This window comes from Streptomyces sp. NPDC007875, from assembly GCF_042868035.1.
In the GTDB taxonomy this organism is placed as follows: Bacteria; Actinomycetota; Actinomycetes; order Streptomycetales; family Streptomycetaceae; genus Streptomyces; species Streptomyces antimycoticus.
The window spans coordinates 130,465-150,183 of sequence record NZ_JBIADZ010000019.1 but is presented as its reverse complement, the minus strand read 5'-3'; the positions used below and the strand labels follow the sequence as shown (position 1 = coordinate 150,183).

18 protein-coding genes are annotated in these 19,719 nt (G+C 70.8%); 10 read left to right on the top strand and 8 right to left on the bottom strand.

Going from position 1 to position 19,719, the window contains the following annotated elements; genetic code table 11:
* Positions 1-244 precede the first annotated feature (244 nt).
* Both ACFYOY_RS32685 and ACFYOY_RS32680 read left to right on the top strand, forming a co-directional pair.
* Complete coding sequence (locus ACFYOY_RS32685; protein WP_388591153.1) at positions 245-2,122, top strand: hypothetical protein; 1,878 nt, start codon at positions 245-247, stop codon at positions 2,120-2,122.
* Positions 2,123-2,127: 5 nt separating this feature from the next.
* Complete coding sequence (locus ACFYOY_RS32680) at positions 2,128-3,594, top strand: branched-chain amino acid ABC transporter substrate-binding protein (RefSeq protein WP_351892496.1); 1,467 nt, start codon at positions 2,128-2,130, stop codon at positions 3,592-3,594.
* Between the two features lie 54 nt (positions 3,595-3,648).
* Here the strand turns inward: ACFYOY_RS32680 and dnaK are convergent, their stop codons facing one another.
* The 4 genes from dnaK to ACFYOY_RS32660 all read right to left on the bottom strand — a co-directional run bounded on the left by dnaK (position 3,649) and on the right by ACFYOY_RS32660 (position 8,549).
* Positions 3,649-5,553: a molecular chaperone DnaK gene (gene dnaK / locus ACFYOY_RS32675; RefSeq protein WP_351892472.1), complete on the bottom strand. Its 1,905-nt coding sequence runs from the start codon at positions 5,551-5,553 to the stop codon at positions 3,649-3,651.
* A gap of 75 nt (positions 5,554-5,628) precedes the next feature.
* A complete protein-coding gene (sthA, locus tag ACFYOY_RS32670) occupies positions 5,629-7,032 on the bottom strand; it encodes a Si-specific NAD(P)(+) transhydrogenase (RefSeq protein ID WP_351892466.1) in 1,404 nt (467 codons plus the stop codon).
* Between the two features lie 85 nt (positions 7,033-7,117).
* Positions 7,118-7,846, bottom strand: coding sequence for a YoaK family protein (locus ACFYOY_RS32665; RefSeq protein ID WP_351892460.1), 729 nt, complete (start codon positions 7,844-7,846; stop codon positions 7,118-7,120).
* A 73-nt stretch (positions 7,847-7,919) separates the two neighbouring features.
* The gene (locus ACFYOY_RS32660) at positions 7,920-8,549 is read right to left on the bottom strand and encodes a CGNR zinc finger domain-containing protein (RefSeq protein WP_351892453.1); all 630 of its coding nucleotides are present in this window, start codon (positions 8,547-8,549) and stop codon (positions 7,920-7,922) included.
* A 55-nt stretch (positions 8,550-8,604) separates the two neighbouring features.
* On the opposite strand from ACFYOY_RS32660, the gene ACFYOY_RS32655 reads away from it, so the two are divergent.
* A complete protein-coding gene (locus ACFYOY_RS32655) occupies positions 8,605-9,573 on the top strand; it encodes a ketopantoate reductase family protein (protein ID WP_388591091.1) in 969 nt (322 codons plus the stop codon).
* Here the strand turns inward: ACFYOY_RS32655 and ACFYOY_RS32650 are convergent.
* The gene (locus tag ACFYOY_RS32650; RefSeq protein WP_388591089.1) at positions 9,545-10,009 is read right to left on the bottom strand and encodes a DUF2000 domain-containing protein; all 465 of its coding nucleotides are present in this window, start codon (positions 10,007-10,009) and stop codon (positions 9,545-9,547) included. The genes ACFYOY_RS32655 and ACFYOY_RS32650 overlap by 29 nt on opposite strands.
* A gap of 108 nt (positions 10,010-10,117) precedes the next feature.
* On the opposite strand from ACFYOY_RS32650, the gene ACFYOY_RS32645 reads away from it, so the two are divergent.
* Complete coding sequence (locus tag ACFYOY_RS32645) at positions 10,118-10,612, top strand: Lrp/AsnC family transcriptional regulator (RefSeq protein WP_059144620.1); 495 nt, start codon at positions 10,118-10,120, stop codon at positions 10,610-10,612.
* A 25-nt stretch (positions 10,613-10,637) separates the two neighbouring features.
* Here ACFYOY_RS32645 and ACFYOY_RS32640 read toward each other — a convergent pair whose 3' ends face one another.
* The 3 genes from ACFYOY_RS32640 to ACFYOY_RS32630 form a co-directional block, all read right to left on the bottom strand.
* Positions 10,638-11,240 carry an XRE family transcriptional regulator gene (locus ACFYOY_RS32640; RefSeq protein ID WP_351892430.1) on the bottom strand — a complete coding sequence of 201 codons (603 nt, stop codon included), beginning with the start codon at positions 11,238-11,240 and terminating at the stop codon, positions 10,638-10,640.
* 310 nt (positions 11,241-11,550) lie between these two features.
* The gene (locus ACFYOY_RS32635) at positions 11,551-12,978 is read right to left on the bottom strand and encodes a cytosine permease (protein WP_351892424.1); all 1,428 of its coding nucleotides are present in this window, start codon (positions 12,976-12,978) and stop codon (positions 11,551-11,553) included.
* Between the two features lie 73 nt (positions 12,979-13,051).
* Positions 13,052-13,969 carry a flavin reductase gene (locus ACFYOY_RS32630; protein ID WP_351892419.1) on the bottom strand — a complete coding sequence of 306 codons (918 nt, stop codon included), beginning with the start codon at positions 13,967-13,969 and terminating at the stop codon, positions 13,052-13,054.
* Positions 13,970-14,163: 194 nt separating this feature from the next.
* On the opposite strand from ACFYOY_RS32630, the gene ACFYOY_RS32625 reads away from it, so the two are divergent.
* The 6 genes from ACFYOY_RS32625 (at position 14,164) to ACFYOY_RS32600 (ending at position 19,703) form a co-directional block, all read left to right on the top strand.
* Positions 14,164-15,342, top strand: coding sequence for an LLM class flavin-dependent oxidoreductase (locus tag ACFYOY_RS32625; protein WP_351892413.1), 1,179 nt, complete (start codon positions 14,164-14,166; stop codon positions 15,340-15,342).
* Positions 15,335-15,943, top strand: coding sequence for an amino acid synthesis family protein (locus ACFYOY_RS32620; RefSeq protein ID WP_351892408.1), 609 nt, complete (start codon positions 15,335-15,337; stop codon positions 15,941-15,943). The genes ACFYOY_RS32625 and ACFYOY_RS32620 overlap by 8 nt, the downstream gene beginning before the upstream one ends.
* Complete coding sequence (locus tag ACFYOY_RS32615) at positions 15,940-16,491, top strand: amino acid synthesis family protein (RefSeq protein WP_211121960.1); 552 nt, start codon at positions 15,940-15,942, stop codon at positions 16,489-16,491. The genes ACFYOY_RS32620 and ACFYOY_RS32615 overlap by 4 nt, the downstream gene beginning before the upstream one ends.
* A 5-nt stretch (positions 16,492-16,496) precedes the next feature.
* Complete coding sequence (locus tag ACFYOY_RS32610; protein ID WP_388591085.1) at positions 16,497-17,390, top strand: alpha/beta fold hydrolase; 894 nt, start codon at positions 16,497-16,499, stop codon at positions 17,388-17,390.
* Positions 17,387-18,874 carry an aldehyde dehydrogenase gene (locus tag ACFYOY_RS32605; RefSeq protein ID WP_351892394.1) on the top strand — a complete coding sequence of 496 codons (1,488 nt, stop codon included), beginning with the start codon at positions 17,387-17,389 and terminating at the stop codon, positions 18,872-18,874. The genes ACFYOY_RS32610 and ACFYOY_RS32605 overlap by 4 nt, the downstream gene beginning before the upstream one ends.
* Before the next feature lie 148 nt (positions 18,875-19,022).
* Positions 19,023-19,703 (top strand): GntR family transcriptional regulator, encoded by a 681-nt coding sequence (locus tag ACFYOY_RS32600; RefSeq protein ID WP_078638992.1) that lies wholly within the window; start codon positions 19,023-19,025, stop codon positions 19,701-19,703.
* Positions 19,704-19,719 lie beyond the last annotated feature (16 nt).

The window sequence follows — 19,719 nt, the reverse complement described above, 5'->3', positions numbered from 1 at the left end:
GGCGCCGCGTGGCCGGTAAAGGGGATGTCGGCATCGGCCGTACCCGGGGTACGTTGGGAGCGGTCGGCTATAGAAGGGGCGAACGTGGGTAAAGACCCCCCGAGTTGCCGACGGGGGACCGACGGGGGGACGGGGGCACGTGGCGGAATCCGGAATGGGTGTGGGCTTAAGAGGCCGCAGCGGGATCATCAGTCTGGTCGGAGAATGTCTCAGGCTGGGGCCCACGGACGAGCGGCCGGTGATCATGCTGCTCGGGCCGCGCGGCAGCGGGGCCAGCGAGTCCCATGGCGCGCTGATGGAGAAGTTCGGGCCCGAGACACCGTTCGCGTATATCAATCTCGGCGGTGAGCAGTCCCTGCTGCCGCGGTACGCGCTGGCGCTGCTCGCCCGCCAGCTGGAGCGCAAGCTTCCGCGCTACCGCCGCTCCCACTTCCCGCGGCTCACCCTCGGTCTGCTCGCCTCGGACCACCAGCTGCGGATGACGAGCCTGGCGGAGGGGCGGCGCAACATCCGGCGGGAGCTGGACGCGTTCCAGGAGCGGGCGGAGGCACGCTACGGCGACTATCTCGCCGCTTTCTTCGAGGTGGCCGGAGGCGCCGTGGGCGCCCCCGACGGCGCCTCCACGGCGGCGCTCACGCTGCTGCGGGACGCGCTCCGGCGCGGCCGGAGGCGGCTGCCGGGCCGCAAGTTCACCAGCAGCGCCGCCTGGTACGGCGGCCATCCGCTGCTGCAGAGCCGGGATCCGTGGGAGGCGCTGGTCGAGCTCAACCTGTGGCGCCACGACGGGGACGAGGACGATCAGGAGCGGCTGGACCGGGTGCTGTTCTCGGCCCTGCTGGAGGACATGCGCGGCAATGTACGCCACTCGTTCATGCCCCGCTCCTATCTGCTGCTGCTCGACAACTCCCACACGGAGTACGGCCGTCGCTTCCTCGATCTGCTGATCCGGGCCCGCCATGACGACGCCGTGGTGGCGGGCACCGACTGCGATCCGCTCACCGTCGTGGCCAGCTCCAACCGGTGGCTGCCCCGCTGGGGCCCGGCCACCGGCGATCAGTGGCCCTGGCGGCTGCGCGGCCCGGACCGGGCCTCCCTCACGGACTGGACGGAGCACCGCCCGGGCCGGGACAGCGATGACACCTGGTGGTATCCGCTGCGGCTGCGCGATCTCAATCTGGACGAGGTGCGCATCCGGATCGAGCTGGAGCTGCGCCACCATCCCGACCTCGCGCCGTTCGCCCGGCTCGCGCCCTTCATCCACCGGCTGACCGCGGGGCTCCCCCGGGCGGTCAGCCAGGTCCTGGAGCTGTTCCGGCATTCGACCGTGCCCACCGAGGACGGCGCCGAGCAGGACCGCTGGCTGCGCACCCTGCCGGACCGTACGCCGCGGGAGGGCGAGGACACCCGGACGCTGGCGGAGGCCGCCCTGGACCATCTGCTGCGCGGTTTCGACCCCATGCAGCGGGCGGCGCTGGAGGAGTGCGCGGCGGCGCGCGATCTGTCCATCGGCACCCGGCTGCTGGGCTCGGGCGACTCGCTGTTCGGCGAGGTCCGCGGCCGCTGGCTGCTGCACAGCCCAGGCACGGTGACCCCGGCCCTCCACCCCTGGCCGCGGCGGCTGCTGCTGTGGCGGCTGGCCGCGCGTCCGGACGACTGGGACGCGGTGCACGAGCTGCTGGCCGAGCACTTCAGGTCCGAGGGCCGCACCGTCCAGGAGATGTACCACCGGCTCGCGGCGGAGCGGATCGACGAGGTGACCGGGTATCTGGTGGCGCGCTTCCCGGCGGTGCCCGCGGCGCAGTGGATCAGCGAGTTCAACACGATCACGGCCGCCCCCAACCGGCTGGGCCAGGCCGGCGGACCGCTGGAGCTGCTCGCCGGCCTCGCCCCGGAGGAGCCCCCGGAGGCGGTCACCACCGCCTCGGTGATCCGGGAGCTGATCACGGTGCGCTGGGTGTGGAGCGATCCGCTGGCCGACCCCGGGATGCGGCTCAACGACATGATCGCCGACGGGTTCAACCAGCTCTCACGACTGCGGAGGAACGACATCGTGGCCCTGTTCAACGAGGCGGAGCGGTACCGCCACTGGCGCCATCCGCTGACGTCCACGAGCGAGGGGTGAGCCCGGTGCCGAGACTGGAATGGCCACTGCACATCGTGCGCCGGGTGGTGATCGGCGTGATCGCCGTCGCCCTGCTCGCGGTGGCGGTCCCCCTCACCGTGAACTGGATCGAGGAGAAGCGGGCACGGTGCGGCGACGGCGTCGTCAAGATGGGCGACGACCGCGAGTGCGTGGGCGTCACCGACGGCTCGTACACCTTCGCCGACCATCTGGAGCCCGTGGAGAAGAGGATCAAGGCGGAGAACGACCAGGTGGACAAGGACGGTGACAAGTACGTCAGCGTCGCCTATATGACCTCGTTCACGCTGACCGAAGACGACAGCAACTCCGAGGAATCGGTCCGGCATGAGCTCGAGGGCGCGTATCTGGCGCAGTACCGGCACAACCGCGGCGATCTCTCCTCCTCCCCCAAGATCAAGCTGTTGATCGCCAATATGGGCAGCAGTGCGGCCCACTGGGAGCGCACCGTCGATGAGCTGATCGACCGCAAGACCTCCGACGACAAGCTGGTCGCGGTCACCGGGCTCGGCCCCAGCGACAGCCAGAACCTCGACGCGCTGAGGCGGCTGTCCGACAACGGTCTCGCCCTGGTCGCCAGCACCATGACGGCCACCAACATAGAGGGCATCAAGGGGCTCGTCCGGGTCTCCCCGACCAATGTGGACGAGGCGTACGCCGCCGCCGCGTATCTCAAGAAGGAGAAGGTCCACCGCGCGGTGGTGGTCCAGGACGACGCGCGGGACAACTACTACGCCAAGACGCTGGGTGACGCCTTCACCAAGGTCTTCCAGGAGATCAAGGGCGCCCAGCTGGTGGCGGACAGGATGACCTATGACTCCTCGGTGCGCGGCGCCTGGGAGAACGAGCTGCGCTATATGCCCGGGCAGTTGTGCGACCAGAAGCCGGAGGCGGTCTTCTTCGCGGGCCGCGGCAAGCACCTCACCCGGTTTCTGGACGCGATCGCCAACCGTCCGTGCCAGGATCGGGAGTTCATGGTGATCACCGGCGACGACACGACCAACCTCACCGCCGATGACCTGGCCCACGCCGCCGAGAGCAAGGTGCGGGTGCTCTACACGGGCCTGGCGCACCCCGATATGTGGAAGGAGGACCCCCAATCCGTCTCCCGTCCATCGGCCCGCCACTTCCAGCCGGGCGGGGCACTGGCCAAGTGGTTCCCCGACGACCAGCACCAGGACGGCCAGGCGATCATGGCGCATGACGCGGTGCTCACCGCCGCCCAGGGCGTCCAGATGGCGGCGCTGGGCGATGTGACCGGGGAGTCGGTGGCGCGGATGTTCCACCAGATGAACAGCCGTCAGCAGGTACCGGGGGCGAGTGGGTTCATCTCGTTCCAGAACGATGGCAATCCACGGAACAAGGCCATCCCGATCCTGCATCTCAACGCGAAGGGGCGCTCGGAGCTCGTGGAGGTATCGGCACGACGGGGTGAGCCGGCCAGGAAGCAGTGACGCTCGGGCCGCGGGTGAGGCGATGGCGGCCGGCCGCCGAGGAGGCGGTGCCGGTCAGCCCGTGCCTCCCTTGGGCTCGTCCCCGGTCTTCTCGTCGTCGATGATCTCCGCGTCCACGACCTCCTCGTCGGACGCGTGGGCCCGGCCCCCGCCGTCACCGGAGGAGCCGGCCGCCGAGCCGCTCGCTCCGCCGTCGGACGGGGCGGACTGCTGGGCCTGGGCGTAGAGGGCGGTGCCGATCTTCTGTCCGACGGTGGCGGTCCGCTCGGTGGCCTCGCGGATCGCGTTGGTGTCCTCGCCCTCGAGCGTCCCCTTCAGCTCCGCGACCGCCGCCTCGGCCTCCTGCCGGACGTCCTGCGGCACCTTGTCGGCCTGGTCCCGCAGCAGCTTCTCGGTCTGGTAGACCAGCGCCTCGGCCTGGTTGCGGGTCTCGGCGGCCTCGCGGCGCTTGTGGTCCTCCTCCGCGTAGCTCTCGGCCTCCCGCATCATGCGGTCGATGTCGTCCTTCGGCAGCGCGGAGCCACCGGTGACGGTCATCCGCTGCTCCCGCCCGGTGCCGAGGTCCTTGGCGGAGACGTGCATGATGCCGTTGGCGTCGATGTCGAAGGCGACCTCGATCTGCGGCACCCCGCGCGGGGCCGGCGGAAGACCGGTCAGCTCGAACATCCCGAGCTTCTTGTTGTACGCGGCCATCTCGCGCTCGCCCTGGAAGACCTGGATCTGCACCGACGGCTGGTTGTCCTCGGCCGTGGTGAAGACCTCCGAGCGCTTGGTCGGAATGGTCGTGTTGCGCTCGATCAGCTTGGTCATGATGCCGCCCTTGGTCTCGATACCGAGGGACAGCGGGGTGACGTCCAGCAGCAGGACGTCCTTGACCTCGCCCTTGAGGACACCGGCCTGCAGGGAGGCTCCGATCGCCACGACCTCGTCGGGGTTGACGCCCTTGTGCGGCTCCTTGCCTGTCAGCTCCTTGACCAGGCCGGTCACGGCGGGCATCCGGGTGGAGCCGCCGACCAGGATCACATGGTCGATATCGGAGGTCTTGATCCCGGTGTCCTTGATCGCCTGGTGGAAGGGGGCCTTGCAGCGCTCCAGGAGGTCCTCGGTCAGCTGCTGGAACTGCGAGCGGGTGAGCTTCTCGTCCAGATGCAGCGGACCCGCGTCGGACGCGGTGATGTACGGCAGGTTGATCGTGGTCTCACTGGCCGCGGAGAGCTCGATCTTGGCCTTCTCGGACGCCTCGCGCAGCCGCTGGACCGCCATCTTGTCCTTGGCCAGATCGACGCCATAGCCGCCTTTGAAGCGGGTCACCAGGTGGTCCACGATCCGCTGGTCCCAGTCGTCGCCGCCGAGGTGGGTGTCGCCGTTGGTGGCCTTGACCTCCACCACCCCCTCGCCGATCTCCAGCAGCGAGACATCGAAGGTGCCGCCGCCGAGGTCGAAGACCAGGATGGTCTGGTCGTTCTCCTTGTCCAGCCCGTACGCCAGGGCGGCGGCCGTCGGCTCGTTGATGATCCGCAGTACCGTCAGCCCGGCGATCTCGCCCGCCTCCTTGGTGGCGGTGCGCTGGGAGTCGTTGAAATACGCGGGGACGGTGATCACGGCGTCCGTGACGTCCTCGCCGAGATACGCCTCGGCGTCGCGCTTGAGCTTCTGCAGCACCCGCGCGGAGATCTCCTGCGCGGTGTAGCGCTTGCCGTCGACGTCGCCGGTGGCCGGGAACCGCCACCGGTCCTCGCCCATGTGGCGCTTGACCGATCGCGCGGTGCGCTCGACGTTCGTCACCGCCTGGCGCTTGGCGACCTCGCCCACCAGCACTTCGCCGTTCTTGGCGAAGGCCACCACCGAGGGGGTGGTCCGGGTCCCCTCGGTGTTGGTGATGACGGTCGGCTCGCCGCCCTCCAGGACGGATACGACCGAGTTCGTCGTACCCAGGTCAATACCGACTGCGCGGGTCATCTGAGCCCTCCTCCCGATCTGCCTCCCAGTATCCCAAAAAGGGATATTCGGGGCGGCGCGGAGGCGGGCCGGGGCTCAGTCCCGCAGGTGGTCGATCTCGCGCATCTTGTTCGTGGCGTCGAGCGCGGCGACCTTGTACGACTCGGCGAAGGTCGGATAGTTGAACACAGCGTCCACCAGATAGTCGACGGTGCCGCCGCAGCCCATCACGGCCTGCCCGATATGGATCAGCTCGGTGGCGCCGGTGCCGAAGCAGTGCACCCCGAGCAGCCGCCGGTCCTCCGGGGAGACCAGCAGCTTCAGCATGCCGTGCGCATCGCCGACGATCTGGCCCCGGGCCAGCTCGCGATAGCGCGACACCCCGACCTCGAAGGGCACCTTCTCGTCCGTGAGCTGGTCCTCGGTGCGGCCGATGAAGCTGATCTCCGGGATGCTGTAGATCCCGATCGGCTGCAGATGGTGGATCGGGTTCACCGGCTCCTCGCAGGCGTGGTACGCCGCGCTGCGCCCCTGTTCCATGGAGGTCGCGGCAAGAGCCGGGAAGCCGATGACATCACCGACCGCGTAGATGTGCGGTACGGCGGTGCGGTAGTGCTCGTCCACCGCTATCCGGCCCCGCCGGTCGGCAGTGAGCCCCGCCTTGCCGAGGTCCAGCCCATCGGTGAGCCCCTGGCGCCCCGCGGAGTACATCACCGCGTCGGCGGGGATCTTCTTACCGCTCTCCAGGACGGCCAGGGCACCCCGCGCATGGCGCTCGACGGCCGCCACGGTCTCGCCGAAGCGGAAGGTGACGGCCAGGTCGCGCAGCCGGTACTTCAGCGCCTCGACGATCTCGACATCGCAGAAGTCCAGCATCCCCTGGCGCTGCTCGACCACGGTGACCTTGCTGCCCAGGGCGGCGAACATCGAGGCGTACTCGATGCCGATCACCCCGGCGCCCACGATGACCATGGAGCGCGGCACCCGCTCCATGTTGAGGACCCCGTCGGAGTCCATGATCGTCCGCTCGTCGAACTCCACGCTCGCGGGGCGAGCCGGGCGGGTGCCGGTGGCGATCACGATATGCCGCGCGGTCAGCAGCTCTTCCTGGCCGGTCGCGTCCGTGACGGCCACGGTGTGGTCGTCCACGAACCGCCCGGTGCCCGGGAACATCGCGACCCGGTTGCGGGACAGCTGGTTGCGGACGACGTCCATCTCACGGCCGACCACATGCTGGGTCCGGGCCGTCAGGTCGGCGACGGTGATGTCCTCCTTGAGCCGGTAGCTCTGGCCGTACAGATCCCGCTGGGTCAGTCCGGTGAGATAGAGCACCGCCTCGCGCAGGGTCTTCGACGGAACGGTTCCGGTGTGCAGGGAGACCCCGCCCACCATCTCCTTCCGGTCGACGACGGCCACCCGGCGACCGAGTTTGGCGGCTGCGATGGCAGCTTTCTGGCCGCCCGGTCCGGACCCAATCACAAGCATGTCAAAGTCGGTCACGGACCGAGTCTGGCATCGGATGACGCCCCGCTGGAAGAGCGAATCGACGGTCAACCGCCCCGGGCGTCACCAGACTTGGGGCGCCCTATCCGGCGTGCGGCCACAGACGGCCATCGGCGTCCCGGGCCAGAGAGGTCAGGGAGGCCAGCAGCACGAGGGCGACCAGCCCGGTCGGCAGGGCGGGCGCGGCCCGCGCGGCATGCGCCACCAGCAGCCCGCCCGCCGCGGCACCCACCACCAGGGCCCCCAGCAGCGCCATGCTGAGCCGGCCCACCCTTCCGCTGCGCGCCGCGTCGACCAGCAGCCCGGTCAGGACGCCGGTGAGATAGGTGGTGGAGAAGCCGGGCGGCCCGACGGCCCGCACCAGACCGCTCTGCCCTCCCATGGCGAGCGCGGCCACGGCCAGCAGCCCCAGCTGCCGGCCGCCGGAGGGGTGGCCGCCGGCGGCCGCCCACACCGCCCAGAGCCCGCCGAGCGCGAGCAGTTCGACACTGAGCGCGCAGCGGGCGCGCCAGGCGGGCCGGGGGCCGCGGACGATCCGGCCGCTGAGCAGCGCACCCACGATGTATCCGGCCATGGCGACCGCGGTGTCCCGGGCCAGCGTCGCGTCCAGGGCGGCGGTCGACATGCCGAGCAGGGAGAGGTTGGCGGTCATGACGCTGGTGAAGACCCCGCCCAGCGCCAGAAAGCTGATCGCGTCCATCGCCCCGGTGGCCACGGTCAGCACGACGGCGGCCGCCACTCCCCCGGAACCGGCGGCCCGGCCCTGGCGCCGCCGCTTCGGCGCGGGGTCGGTGTCGCTCTCATCGGCCATCGGCACTCCTCCGGCCACCTCGGGTGCCCCGGGCGGCGCACCGGAAACAACGGCCCTGGGGAGCGCCGGGGCGTCAGGAGCGGGCCGGGGCGGCCGCTGCCCGCCGCTCGCGGTGTTTCGCGGCCTTGGCACTGTTGCCGCACAGCCGCATGGAGCACCACCGGCGCCTTCCGCCCGGTGTGTGGTCGAGGTAGACCATGGTGCACAGCGAGGCGTCGCACGCCCGCAGCGCCCCGCGCCGCTCCGGGTCGCCGAGCACCGCGATGAGGTCGCGGACGACGACCGACTGCAGCTCCCGCCCGGACAGGGGGCGATCGGCGCCGTCGACCCCGACGCCGGTGCCGGTGGCTATCAGCAGCGGCTGCGGCGGGGCGGGGCGCGCCCGGTCATTGAGCAGCGCCACGGACACGTCCGACGGGGGCCGGCCGTGGACGACCGCCGCCACCGCGTCGTACGCCGCCTCGCGCAGCGTCCACAGCTCGGTGAGGAGCTCATCGGTGACGGCCTCGTCGTGGAGCCGCAGCCCGACGCCGTCGCACCACTCCCGCAGCCGGTCGAGGGTGCCGAGGCGCTCGATCGGGGTGCTGCCGCGCCGCCCGAGGGTCGCGACGAGATTCAGGGCGAGGCTGCCGGCGTCGAAGCGCAGGGCCCGCAGCCGGGCGGTCACCCGTGGCCGCGGGGCTGGCTCCGTCGAGGAATCCATCCGCATATAGTAACCGCCTGAAGGGTTACCAAGCGGCTGGGGATGAGGACACACCATGCGGATCGCGGTCATCGGCGCGGGTGGCGTCGGCGGATACTTCGGCGCGCGGCTCGCCGCCGCGGGTGACGATGTCACCTTCGTGGCACGGGGCCGCCATCTCGCGGCGATCCAGGAGAAGGGGCTGACGGTGCGCAGCCCGCTGGGCGAGCTGCGGGTGCCGTCCGAGGCGGTGGTGCCGGCCATCTCCGACCTCGAGGCCCCGGACCTCGTCGTGGTGGCGGTGAAGCTGTGGGACACCGAGGACGTCGCCCGGCAGCTGGCACCCCTCGCCGAAGGCGGCGCCGCCGTCGTGTCGTTCCAGAACGGGGTCCAGAAGGACACGGTGCTGCGCCGCCATCTGCCGGCCGGGTCCGTCCTCGGCGGGGTCGGCTATATCTCGGCGTTCATCGAGGAGCCCGGGGTGGTGGTGCACAACGGCACGCTGCAGCGGCTGGTGTTCGGGGAGTACGACCGTGAGGAGTCCCCGCGCGCCCGCGATTTCCTCGACCGGGCTGTGGCGGCCGGTATCGACGCGGAGATCAGCGCCGACATCGAGCGCACCATCTGGGAGAAGTTCGTCTTCCTGGTGGGCCTTTCCGGGACGACGTCGGCGGTGCGGCAGCCGATCGGGGTGGTCCGCGGGGACCCCGGGTCGCGGGCCCTGCTGCATGAGGTGATGCACGAGGTGGTCGCCGTAGGACGGGCCAAGGGGGTGGCCCTGGACCCCGGTTTCGCCGACGACCGGCTCGCCTTCTGCGACACGCTGCCCGCCGCGATGACGTCCTCCATGCACAACGACCTGCTGCACGGCAACCGTCTCGAACTCGGCTGGCTCAGCGGGGCGGTGGCCGACCTCGGCGCCGAGCTGGGCGTCGCGACCCCGCGCAACCGGGTCATCGCCGACATCCTCTCCCCGTACGCCCTGGGCGATCCGGCCGCGACCGGCGGCGCGCGGGTCAGCGCAGCAGGGGCAGCTTCCCGATGAGCTTGCTCACCTTGTTCCGCGGGCCGACGAGGCTGAGCGCGAGATAGTCGAGGTCCTCGGTCTTGGTGCCGGCCAGGCTGTCGAGGTACTCGTCGTAGACCCGTGAGGTCTGGGCCTGCCCGGGCATGTCGACGAGGTACAGGTCGTCCTTCCCGGCGGCCTTCGCGCGCAGCTCGCGCAGCGCCTCCGGGCCGGCGGCCAGGATCGAGCAGCCGGCCCACGGCAGCCCCGGGTGGCCGGCGCCGGACCCGTCCGTGCCGTCCGGCCCCAGCAGCTCCGGCATCGCCCGGCCGACGGCGGCGGCCATGCAGGCGGCGGCGTTCACCGCCCGGCCCGCCGGCAGTTCCTCGTCCACGACGATCACCCACTTCAGCTTCGCCTGCCGGGTGGACTGATCGGTGCGGACATCGTCGTCGGTCAGCTGGGGAACGGACACGAGCGGCACTCCTTGTCGATGGCTAATGTGGTGGATGAGGTGGACGGTACCCATCCATCCGTGCTGTGGCACGGCCCGCCGAATTTCCTCAGGCAAGGGAGCGCTTTTGTGGAACTTGATGCACTGGACCGCGCTCTTCTGCGGGAGCTGCAGAACGATGCACGCCAGACCAATCGCGAGCTGGCCCTGCGGACCGGGGTCTCGCCGTCGACCTCCCTGGAGCGGGTCCGGGCGCTGCGGGAGCGCGGCATCATCAGCGGCTATCACGCCGCCGTCGACCTGGAGGCGGTCGGCCGCCCCGTCCAGGCGCTGATCTCGGTGCGGATCCGCCCGCCGTCCCGGCCGGTCATCGAGGGTTTCCGGGAATGGGCCGCCCAGCTGCCGGAGACCATCGGCCTGTTCGTCACCTCCGGCGCCCATGACTTCCTCATCCATGTGGCGGTGCCGGACACCAATGGGCTGTACGCGTTCGTCATCGACCGCCTCACCGAGCGCCGTGAGGTGGCGGATGTGCAGAGCACGATGGTCTACGAACACGCCCAGTCGCGCTGTATCGACCCCGCACCCGCTGAGCGCCCCGCACCCTCCCGCCGGAGGCGGTAGCGGGTCGGGGCAGGGACGGGACGGGTCAGTGGTGCGGGGTGTCGCCGAAGGCCGTCACCGTCAGGAACCGAATGGGCAGGGTGATCAGCTTCTCCGGGCCGTGCGGCGCCTCGCCGTCGAACTGGAGGGCGTCACCGGCCCCCAGTGTGTAGCTGGACTTGCCGTGGCCGTAGACCATGACGCCCTCGAGCATGTAGATCAGCTCGGTGCCGCCGTGCTGGAAGAGCGGGAACACCTCGCTGGACTCGGTGAGGGTGACCTCCAGCGCCTCCATCCGCTTATTGCTGCCGCGCAGGGCGCCGAGCAGGGCGTACTCATGGCCGATCCGGGTGCCGCGGCGCACGATGCGGGCGCCGTGGCCGGCCGGGACGAAGACCGCCTCGCGCTCGTCGTCCATCCCGCGGAAGAGCGCGGTGACGGGCACGCCCAGGCCGCGCGCGAGCCGGGAGAGTGTGGTGAGGCTGCAGGCGGTCTGGGCGTTCTCGATCTTGGACAGCATGGCCTTGGAGATGCCCACCCGCTGGGCCATCCCACCGACCGACACCCCGGCCGCCTGCCGGTACTCCCGCGCCCGGACCGCGATGATCCGCTCCAGCGCCTTGTCGTCGTCCCCCGCGTCTCCCGCCATCCCCCGCATCCTAGGCCCTGTCCGGCGGATCTTCGCGGGCCCGCGACGCCTGGCACGACACCTCGCCGCGTTGTCGGGATCATCCGGGTACGGCCCGGTACGAGGACGACTCTCCGTCTTGCGATGCTCCCCCAGCTACCGCTGGGAGGTACCCCCTGTACCAGACGCCGCGGGCCCCGCGGCGGCAGCCGCTGATGCCACAGGCGCGAAGATCCACCGGACAGGGCCTAGTGCCGGGTGAGGGCCCCACCTCGGCGGCGGGCGGCGCCGTCACGACGCCGCCCGCCCCGGGCCGTTGACTGCCGGGAGGTCAGGAGCCCGCCACCGCCGCCGTCTTCTCCGGCTGCGGCCCGGGCGTGGCGGGGGCATCCCGCGTCCACAGCGGCCGCAGCCGGTAGGTCAGCAGATAGAGCACCGCGGCGGCGGCCGCCGCGACGAACATGCTCAGATCGCCCGCGTGCGGATACGTCGCGGCGAACGCCCCGGTGTAGAGGTCGGATTGCCAGAACGGCACCGAGGCCACCACCCCGCCGGCCCAGGCGACGAAGCCCCAGGAGAGCACCCGTCCGCGGTCGTACAGCTCGGCGATCCGACTGGGGTCGGAGCGGCCGCCCAGGTGGTAGTCGAGCAGCAGCACGGTGGCGAACGGCGCGATGAAGTACGCGGTGAGGTTGAGGAACACCGAGAACTTGTCCTCGATACCCGAGTGTCCCCACAGGCTGATCCCGTACGCCAGCGCGCAGATGAGGGTGACGGCCTGGGTCCGGGTGACCGGCACCTTCAGCGTCTGGACGGAGATCGCGCCGCCGTAGACGTTGAGGAAGTTCTGCGCGAGCGCCGACAGGCCGATGGCGATCAGGGCGGGGATGGCGAACGGCCCGGTCAGCTGGTGCAGGGCGGTGATGGAGTCGGTGCTGGTGGCGTTGGAGCCGAGGAGCACGCCGAGGATGCCGAGCCAGCAGATGGTGACGAAGTTGCCGAGCCCGGTGTACCAGGCGGTGCGGCTCACCACGCGTGGCGAGTCGGGCAGATAGCGCGAGTAGTCCGAGGCGAACGGAGCCCAGGCGACGAGGAAGGAGAGGAACCAGCCGCCGAAGGTGATCCAGCCGCCGGTGGAGCCCACGTAGTCCGGCGCCTTCGGATCGGCGCCGAAGGTACCCGCGCCCCGCACCAGGGCCACCACCGTGATCATGACGAACAGCGGGGTGAGCACATAGGTCAGCACCCGCTGCAGGAAATTGATCATGTTGTAGCCGTAGATGGACACCACCAGCTCGACCAGGGTGAGCGCCAACCCACAGACCCAGAAGGGCAGATGGGTCAGCTCGGCGATGGCCTTGCCGCCGAGGATCACGGTGACGGCGGCCCAGCCGACCCCGGCGAACACATTGATGTACGCCACCGGCAGGAAGTTGCCGAAGAAGCCGAGCGGGCCACGCGCCTGGATCTGCTGGGGCACCCCCAGCCGTACGCCCATCCGGGACATCACGGCCATCAGCAGTGAGCCGAGACCCGCGCCGGCCACGATCGCGGCGACGGCGGCGCCGAAGCTGAGACCGAGCCCGACCGCGCTGAACCCGAGCAGGATGATGGGGAAGTTGAGACCGGCGGCGAACCAGACGAAGAACTGCGAACTGGGCTTGCCGTGCCGCTCGTTGTCGGGGATGTGGTCGACCCCGAAGGGCTCCACCTTGGTGACCGCGCTGCCGTACACCGGCGCCGTGTCGTCGTGGGTCATGGGCGTGCTCCTGAGACGGGAGGAGTGGACGTCAGGGGGAACCGGTGGGCGTACGGATCCGGGCGGCGGCGTCTCACCACGGCAGCGGCGCGGTGTGCGAGATGTCGAAGAAACCGCCGCCGCTGTAGACCAGCGGGGCCAGCTCCTCATGGCGGGCGGAGACCACCCGGCCGGTGAAGACGGTGTGGCTGCCGGCCTCCAGCCGCTCGCCGATCTCCACCTCGAGCTGGGCGCAGGACCCGTCGATCAGCGGGGCGCCGAACTCTCCGGGGGTCCAGGCCAGCCCGGCGAACTTGTCGTCCGCCTTGGAGGCGAAGGTCTTGGCCACATCGAGCTGGCCGGCGGCGAGGATGTTGATCCCCAGATGGCCGGCCCGGTGCAGCGCGTGGTGGGTCGTGGAGGTGCGCTGCACGCAGACCAGCACCATCGGCGGATCCAGCGAGATGCTGGCGAACGCGTTCACCGCGAGACCCCGGGGCCTGCCGTCGTCCTGGCAGGTCACGACGGTGACACCGGTGATGAACTTACGGTGCACCCCACGGACCAGATCGGCGTCGACGGCCGCTCGCTGGGTGGTGGTGATGATCCCGAGCGCCTCCAGCAGCTGGCGGGGATCCCAGGTCACCCACTCCTCGCTGACCACACCGTGGTCGAAGCGGGTGAAGGTGGCGCCGGAGACCTCGACCGGCCTGCCGGTGGCCGGCACGCCGAGGAAGTCGCCGGTGTGACTGCCGGTGCTGCGCCAGCGGATCGCCAGCGATTCGCCCTCCTCGACGATCTCCTCGATCTCGGTACGGAGATCGGGAAAGGCCCGGCGGATGGCGCGGACGGACTCCTTGAACTGCTCTCGGTCCTGGGGTGCCGCGGCCGGGCCGCGGCGGCGCACATAGGCGGGGCTGAGCAGTTGGTCGAGCGCGTCGACCTGACCCCGGTCCCAGACGGCCTGCCAGGTGGAGCGGATGCGGGCGGTGCGGTCAAGAGTGTGCGTCATGACGTCTTCCCTCACTCAGCTCTTGTATGGCAGAGGACCGTAGAAAGGGCCATCAGTCGCTGTCAACACCCAGGGACGAAAGAAGCGGAAAAGGGCCTGCAAGACCCGGTCGAACAGCAAAGACACAGGTCAATAGTTGTTGTCTCGGCCGTGGCCCTTGACGGGGCCAGAACCGGACTCCTAGCCTCCCTGCCATGGCACAGCGTGAGCCGGAAGAACAGGACGGACGCTGCATGCGCTTCTCGATATTCCACAATCTCGGCGCCCCGGGCCGTCTCGGCGAGTACGCCGACGTCATGGCAGAGGCCCGGGAGTTCGCGGTCACCGCGGACCGGGCGGGCTTCTGGTCCACCTGGTACACCGAGCACCACTTCGGGCACGAGGCGATCGAGATCACCCCGAACCCCGTGCTGATGGGCGCGGACATCGCCGCCCGTACGACAGATATCCGGATCGGCCAGGCGGCCTCCATCGCCACCTTCTGGCATCCGCTGCGGCTCGCCGAGGACATCGCGATGCTCGACCAGCTCTCGGGGGGCCGGGTCGAGGTCGGTCTCGGCCGGGGGCTGTACGGCCGCGAGGCGCTCAACCTCAACGCCCTGGCCGATCCGCGCGACCAGGAGCAGAACCGCGCGCTGTACGACGAGACCGTGGAGGTCCTGCGCAAGGCGTGGAGCGGCGAGTTCTTCTCGCACCAGGGCCGCTTCTACGAGTTCCCCGCCCCCGGGGTGAAGTGGAACCACCCCCTCTCCCCCGCCACCCCGGAGTACACCGAGGCCGGTGTCATCACGAAGATGCAGGTCACGCCGTTTCCGCTGCAGCGGCCGCATCCTCCGCTGTGGCAGGTCATCGACAGCCCCCGGTCGATCAAGGCCGCGGCGGCGGACGGCGTCCAGGGGCTCTTCTGGCTGCCTCCGGTCTCCGCGCTCAAGGAGCGGTTCGAGCTCTACCGGGACACCGCGAGCCAGGCGGCGGGGCGCGAGTACGCGCTGGGCGAGGGCATCGGTCTGGTGCGCGATGTGTATGTCGCCGACACCATGGAGCAGGCGCGCGCCGAATTCGAAGAGGCGCTGATGACCACCTACCGGTGGATCATGCACTGGCGGGGGCTGGGCAACCTCATGGAGGCGGGCGAGGAACTCACCGACGCCCATGAGCTGTCCTTCGACTTCCTCCAGCGGCGCAATCTGCTGGTCGGCACCCCCGAGTACGTCTCGGAGAAGATCGCCGAGCTGCGCGACGAGGTGGGGTGTGAGCATCTGCTGCTGTGGACCACCCACCCCGGTCTGCCGCACCGCAACGCGATGCGCAGCCTGGAGTTGTTCGCCGGGAAGGTCATGCCGCAGTTCACCACCGGCGGCGGTCATGGCTGAGGCGCTGCTGCGCAAGGTCGTCACCGTCGCCGATGAGCTGCTGCTGGAGCTCGGCCGCCCGGTCGCGGTGCCGGTGCGCCGGGTCGCGGCGGCCGCGGTGATCCACAACCCCTGGGCCGGCGACGGCCTCGTCGCCGATCTGGGGCCCGAGGTCGAGCGGATCGCACCGGGGCTGGCCCGGCTGCTCACCGGCCGGATCAGCGAGGCGCTGGGCGGGGTCGACCGGATCGAGTCCTTCGGCAAAGCCGCGATCGTGGGGCTCGACGGGGAGATCGAGCACGGCGGCGCGCTGATCCACACCCCCTTCTTCGGCAATGTCTTCCGCGAGCTGACCGAGGGCACCTCGATCATCGTCTTCAGCGACGACCGGCTTCCGGCCGGTGAACCGCTGACCGTGCCGCTGTGGCACAAGACCGCGGCCGCGACCCGCTCGCACTACCAGACCTGCCAGATCCGCATCCCCGACGCGCCCCGCCCGGACGAGATCGTCGTCATCGCGGCCGGGGCGTCCGGGCCCCGCCCGAACGCCCGGATCGGGGACCGCGCCACCGACCCCCTCATCCGCCTCGCCGATCTGGACGACCTGGAGACCGTGACGTGAACATCCGCAAGATCATCACCTTCACCGAGGACATCCACAGCGAGGGCGGCCGCCCGGTGGACCCGCCGGCCCGTACGGCGGTGGTGCTCGCCGTCATCGAGAACCCCTGGGCCGGTCAGGGCTTCGTGGCGGATCTGCTGCCCGGGATCGACGAGGCGGCGCCGAAGCTGGGCGCGTTGCTGGCGCCCCGTGTGGTCGAGGCGCTGGACGCGCCGGTGGAGGCGTACGGAAAGGCCGCGATCGTGGGGCTCGACGGGGAGGTCGAGCACGGCTCCGCGCTGATCCACACTCTGAAGTTCGGTGACCACTTCCGCCGGGCGGCGAACGCGACCACCCTGCTGCCGGCCGTGGAGAAGCGGGCCGCCGCGGGGACGGTCTTCGACATTCCGCTCAAGCACATCACCGACGCCACCATCCGCTCGCACCACCAGAGCATTGAGGTCCGGGTGGCGGACGGGCCGCGCGCCGACGAGATCGTCATCGGGCTCGCGGCGGCCGCCCAGGGCCGCCCCCAGGCCCGGCTGGCCCCGCTGTCGACGGAGCGGTGAGCGGCATGGACGCGGTGCGAGCGCCGGGGGCGGGCGCTCCCGGCCGGCCGGCCCCGGCGGGGGCCCGGCCGCCGGTGGCGCTCGCCCATGAGTCCCATGGCACGGGAGCGCCCATGGTGCTGCTGCACGGCGTGGGCCTCGACCGCCGCATGTGGGACCGCTGCCTGCCCGCGCTGGCCGCCCGACACCGCGTGACGCTGGTCGATCTGCGCGGCCACGGCGCCTCCCCGGCCGCGGCGGCCGGGGTGTCTCTCGCCGAGCTGGCCGCGGACGTCGGGGCGCTGCTGAACGGCCCCACGCATGTCGTCGGCTTCTCGCTCGGGGCCCTGGTCGCCCAGCGGCTGGGGCTGGACCGGCCGGACCTCACCGCCTCGCTCACCCTGGTCAGCTCGGTCGCGGGCCGTTCGGAGGAGGAGCGGGCGGCGGTGGCCCGCCGCCAGGAGCTGGCCGCCGAGGACTTCGGGGCGTCCGCCTGGGCGGCGGTCGACCGCTGGTTCTCGCCCGCCTGGCGGGCCCAGGACCCCGGTCTGGCGCAGCGGGTGCTCGACACCCTGCTGGCCAACGAACGGGCCTCCTACCTCGCGTGTTACCGGGTCTTCGCGACGGCCGACACCGGGCTGTGGCGGTGGCTGCCCCGGATCGCCGCCCCCACCGTGGCGGTGACCGGCGAGCGGGACCCCGGCTCGACCCCGGCCATGTCGCACCGGCTGGCGGGGCGGATCCCGGGCGGCCGGGCGGTGATCGTGCCCGGCGCCCGCCATCTGCTGCCGCTGGAGTGCCCCCAGGAACTCGCCGACGTGATCCTCACCCACACCGGAGCCCACCCCGGAAGCCATACCGGAACCGACACCGGAGCCCACCCCGGAGCCCACACCGGACAGGAGTCCCACCGCTCATGAACCCTCTGCCGCGCCATGACCACTACATCGCGGACCAGTGGACCGCCCCCGCCGACGGCGGCTACTTCACCAGCGTCAACCCGGCCACCGCCGAGCCCTGGTACGAGGCGGCGCGCGGCACCGCCGCCGATGTGGACCGTGCGGTGGGCGCCGCCCGCACCGCCTTCGAGGATCCGCGCTGGCGTGATCTGAGCCAGACCCGGCGCGGTCGGCTGCTGCGGAACCTGGGCGATCTGATCGGTGAGCACGCGGAGCGGCTGGCCCGTACCGAGACCCTCGACAACGGCAAGCTGCTGCGGGAGATGCGGGCCCAACTCGCCGGACTGCCCGAGTACTTCTACTACTACGCGGGACTCGCCGACAAGATCCAGGGCGAGGTGATCCCCGGGGCCGGCCGCGAGCTGCTCAACTACACCCTCCGCGAACCGGTGGGCGTGGTCGGCGCCATCACCCCCTGGAACTCCCCGCTGCTGCTCACCGCCACCAAGCTGGCCCCGGCCCTGGCCGCCGGGAACACGGTGGTGGTCAAGCCCTCGGAACACACGTCGGCCTCGCTGCTGGCGCTCGCGCCGCTCTTCGCGGAGGCGGGGTTCCCGCCGGGGGTGGTCAATGTGGTCACCGGGTACGGCCCGGAGGCGGGCGCACCGCTGACCGAGCACGAGGCCGTGGCCAAGGTGACCTTCACCGGCTCCAGCGGAACCGGCCGCCGGATCGCCCGTACCTGCGCCGACCGGCTGATCGGCTGCACCCTGGAGCTGGGCGGGAAGTCGCCCAACATCATCTTCCCGGACGCCGATCTGGGGTCGGCCGCCATGGGGGTGATCGCGGGCATCTTCGCGGCCGCCGGACAGACCTGTGTGGCGGGGAGCCGGGTGCTGGTGCACCGGGAGGCGTACGACGAGGTCCTGGAGCGGGTGACGGCGCGGGCGGCCACGATCCGCGTCGGCGATCCGCTGGAGGAGACCACCGAACTCGGCCCGCTCGCCCTCGCCGAGCAGTTGGAGAAGGTCGAGTCGTATGTCGAGCTGGGGCAGGCCGAGGGCGGAAAGGTGGTCTGCGGTGGCAGGCGGCCGGAAACGGGCCTCGACGGGTACTTCTACTCCCCCACCGTCTTCACCGGCACCGACAACGGGATGCGGATCTGCCAGGAGGAGATCTTCGGGCCGGTCGCGACCGTCATGCCCTTCGGCTCCGAGGAGGAGGCCCTGGCGATCGCCAACGACTCCGCGTACGGCCTGGCGGCGGGTGTGTGGACCCGGGATGTGAACCGGGTGCACCGGATGGCCGCCCGGCTGGAGGCCGGGACGGTGTGGGCCAACACCTATCGCGCGATGTCGCCGATGTCGCCCCGGGCCGGGTTCAAGACCAGTGGGATGGGGACCGAGCACGGCACGGAGGTGATCCGGGAGTACACCCGGCTGAAGAGCGTCTGGATCAACACCAGTGAGGAGCCCGCCGGGGACCCCTTCATCCTGAGGTCCTGAGGTTCTGAGGTTCTGAGCCGATCTTGGGCCGGTCTTGGACCGAGGGAAGGGTTCTTGTATGGCACAACACCCGAGCACATCTCCGGTTGGGCTCTCCGTTGGCCCCTCGGTTGACGAGGAGCGACGGCCGCCTCTAGGGTCACGTGCCATGCAACAACCCACCGGAAAGCGGCTTCAGCAGACCAGCATGCAGGCGAGGGTCGCCGAAGAACTGCGGCAGATGATCATCAGTGGTGAACTGCCGCCCCGCTCCAGCCTCTCCGAGATGGCGCTGTCCGAGACCTTCGGCGTCAGCCGGACGCCCATCCGCGAGGCCCTCAAGCAGCTCCAGATCGAGGGACTGGTCGAGGTGCGGCCACGGGTCGGAACGTTTGTCGCCGTACCGTCCCGGCGCGAGCTGACCGAGCTGTTCCAGATGAAGGAGCTGCTGGAGGGCGCCGCCGCCCGGCTGCTCGCCTTCCGTGGGAACGTACCGGAAGTGGAGCGGCTGGAGGCCAATATGAAGGCGGCCGACGCGGCCGTCCGGGACGGTGACGCCGAGCAATACGCGGCACTGGTCCACGAGTTCCACGATCTGATCGTGGTGGGCGCGGACAACAGCAAGCTGGAGGCGCACTACCGCACCCTGATGAACCAGCTGGCCTACGCCCGGCTGGTGCGCACCTCGCTGTCCCGGCCCGGCCGGCTGGACGAGTCCGACGACGAGCACCATCGCGTCCTCAACCTGATCCAGGCCAAGGACGGCGACGGCGCGGAGCGGGTGATGCGGGAGCATGTGCGGATGAGCCACCAGGCCCTGATGGCGGGCATGGACGAGCGCCGGGCCTGACGCGGGCCGCGGCGCC

What these genes read in the sequence shown, in the direction of transcription:
- ACFYOY_RS32610 (WP_388591085.1), top strand. Translation starts at nt 16,497, where the DNA reads ATGGACGCGGTGCGAGCGCCGGGGGCGGGCGCTCCCGGCCGGCCGGCC.
- ACFYOY_RS32655 (WP_388591091.1), top strand. Translation starts at nt 8,605, where the DNA reads ATGCGGATCGCGGTCATCGGCGCGGGTGGCGTCGGCGGATACTTCGGC.
- ACFYOY_RS32625 (WP_351892413.1), top strand. Translation starts at nt 14,164, where the DNA reads ATGGCACAGCGTGAGCCGGAAGAACAGGACGGACGCTGCATGCGCTTC.
- ACFYOY_RS32640 (WP_351892430.1), bottom strand. Translation starts at nt 11,240, where the DNA reads ATGGCGGGAGACGCGGGGGACGACGACAAGGCGCTGGAGCGGATCATC.
- ACFYOY_RS32600 (WP_078638992.1), top strand. Translation starts at nt 19,023, where the DNA reads ATGCAACAACCCACCGGAAAGCGGCTTCAGCAGACCAGCATGCAGGCG.
- ACFYOY_RS32620 (WP_351892408.1), top strand. Translation starts at nt 15,335, where the DNA reads ATGGCTGAGGCGCTGCTGCGCAAGGTCGTCACCGTCGCCGATGAGCTG.
- ACFYOY_RS32605 (WP_351892394.1), top strand. Translation starts at nt 17,387, where the DNA reads ATGAACCCTCTGCCGCGCCATGACCACTACATCGCGGACCAGTGGACC.
- ACFYOY_RS32665 (WP_351892460.1), bottom strand. Translation starts at nt 7,846, where the DNA reads ATGGCCGATGAGAGCGACACCGACCCCGCGCCGAAGCGGCGGCGCCAG.
- ACFYOY_RS32630 (WP_351892419.1), bottom strand. Translation starts at nt 13,969, where the DNA reads ATGACGCACACTCTTGACCGCACCGCCCGCATCCGCTCCACCTGGCAG.
- dnaK (WP_351892472.1), bottom strand. Translation starts at nt 5,553, where the DNA reads ATGACCCGCGCAGTCGGTATTGACCTGGGTACGACGAACTCGGTCGTA.
- ACFYOY_RS32660 (WP_351892453.1), bottom strand. Translation starts at nt 8,549, where the DNA reads ATGGATTCCTCGACGGAGCCAGCCCCGCGGCCACGGGTGACCGCCCGG.
- ACFYOY_RS32635 (WP_351892424.1), bottom strand. Translation starts at nt 12,978, where the DNA reads ATGACCCACGACGACACGGCGCCGGTGTACGGCAGCGCGGTCACCAAG.
- ACFYOY_RS32685 (WP_388591153.1), top strand. Translation starts at nt 245, where the DNA reads ATGCTGCTCGGGCCGCGCGGCAGCGGGGCCAGCGAGTCCCATGGCGCG.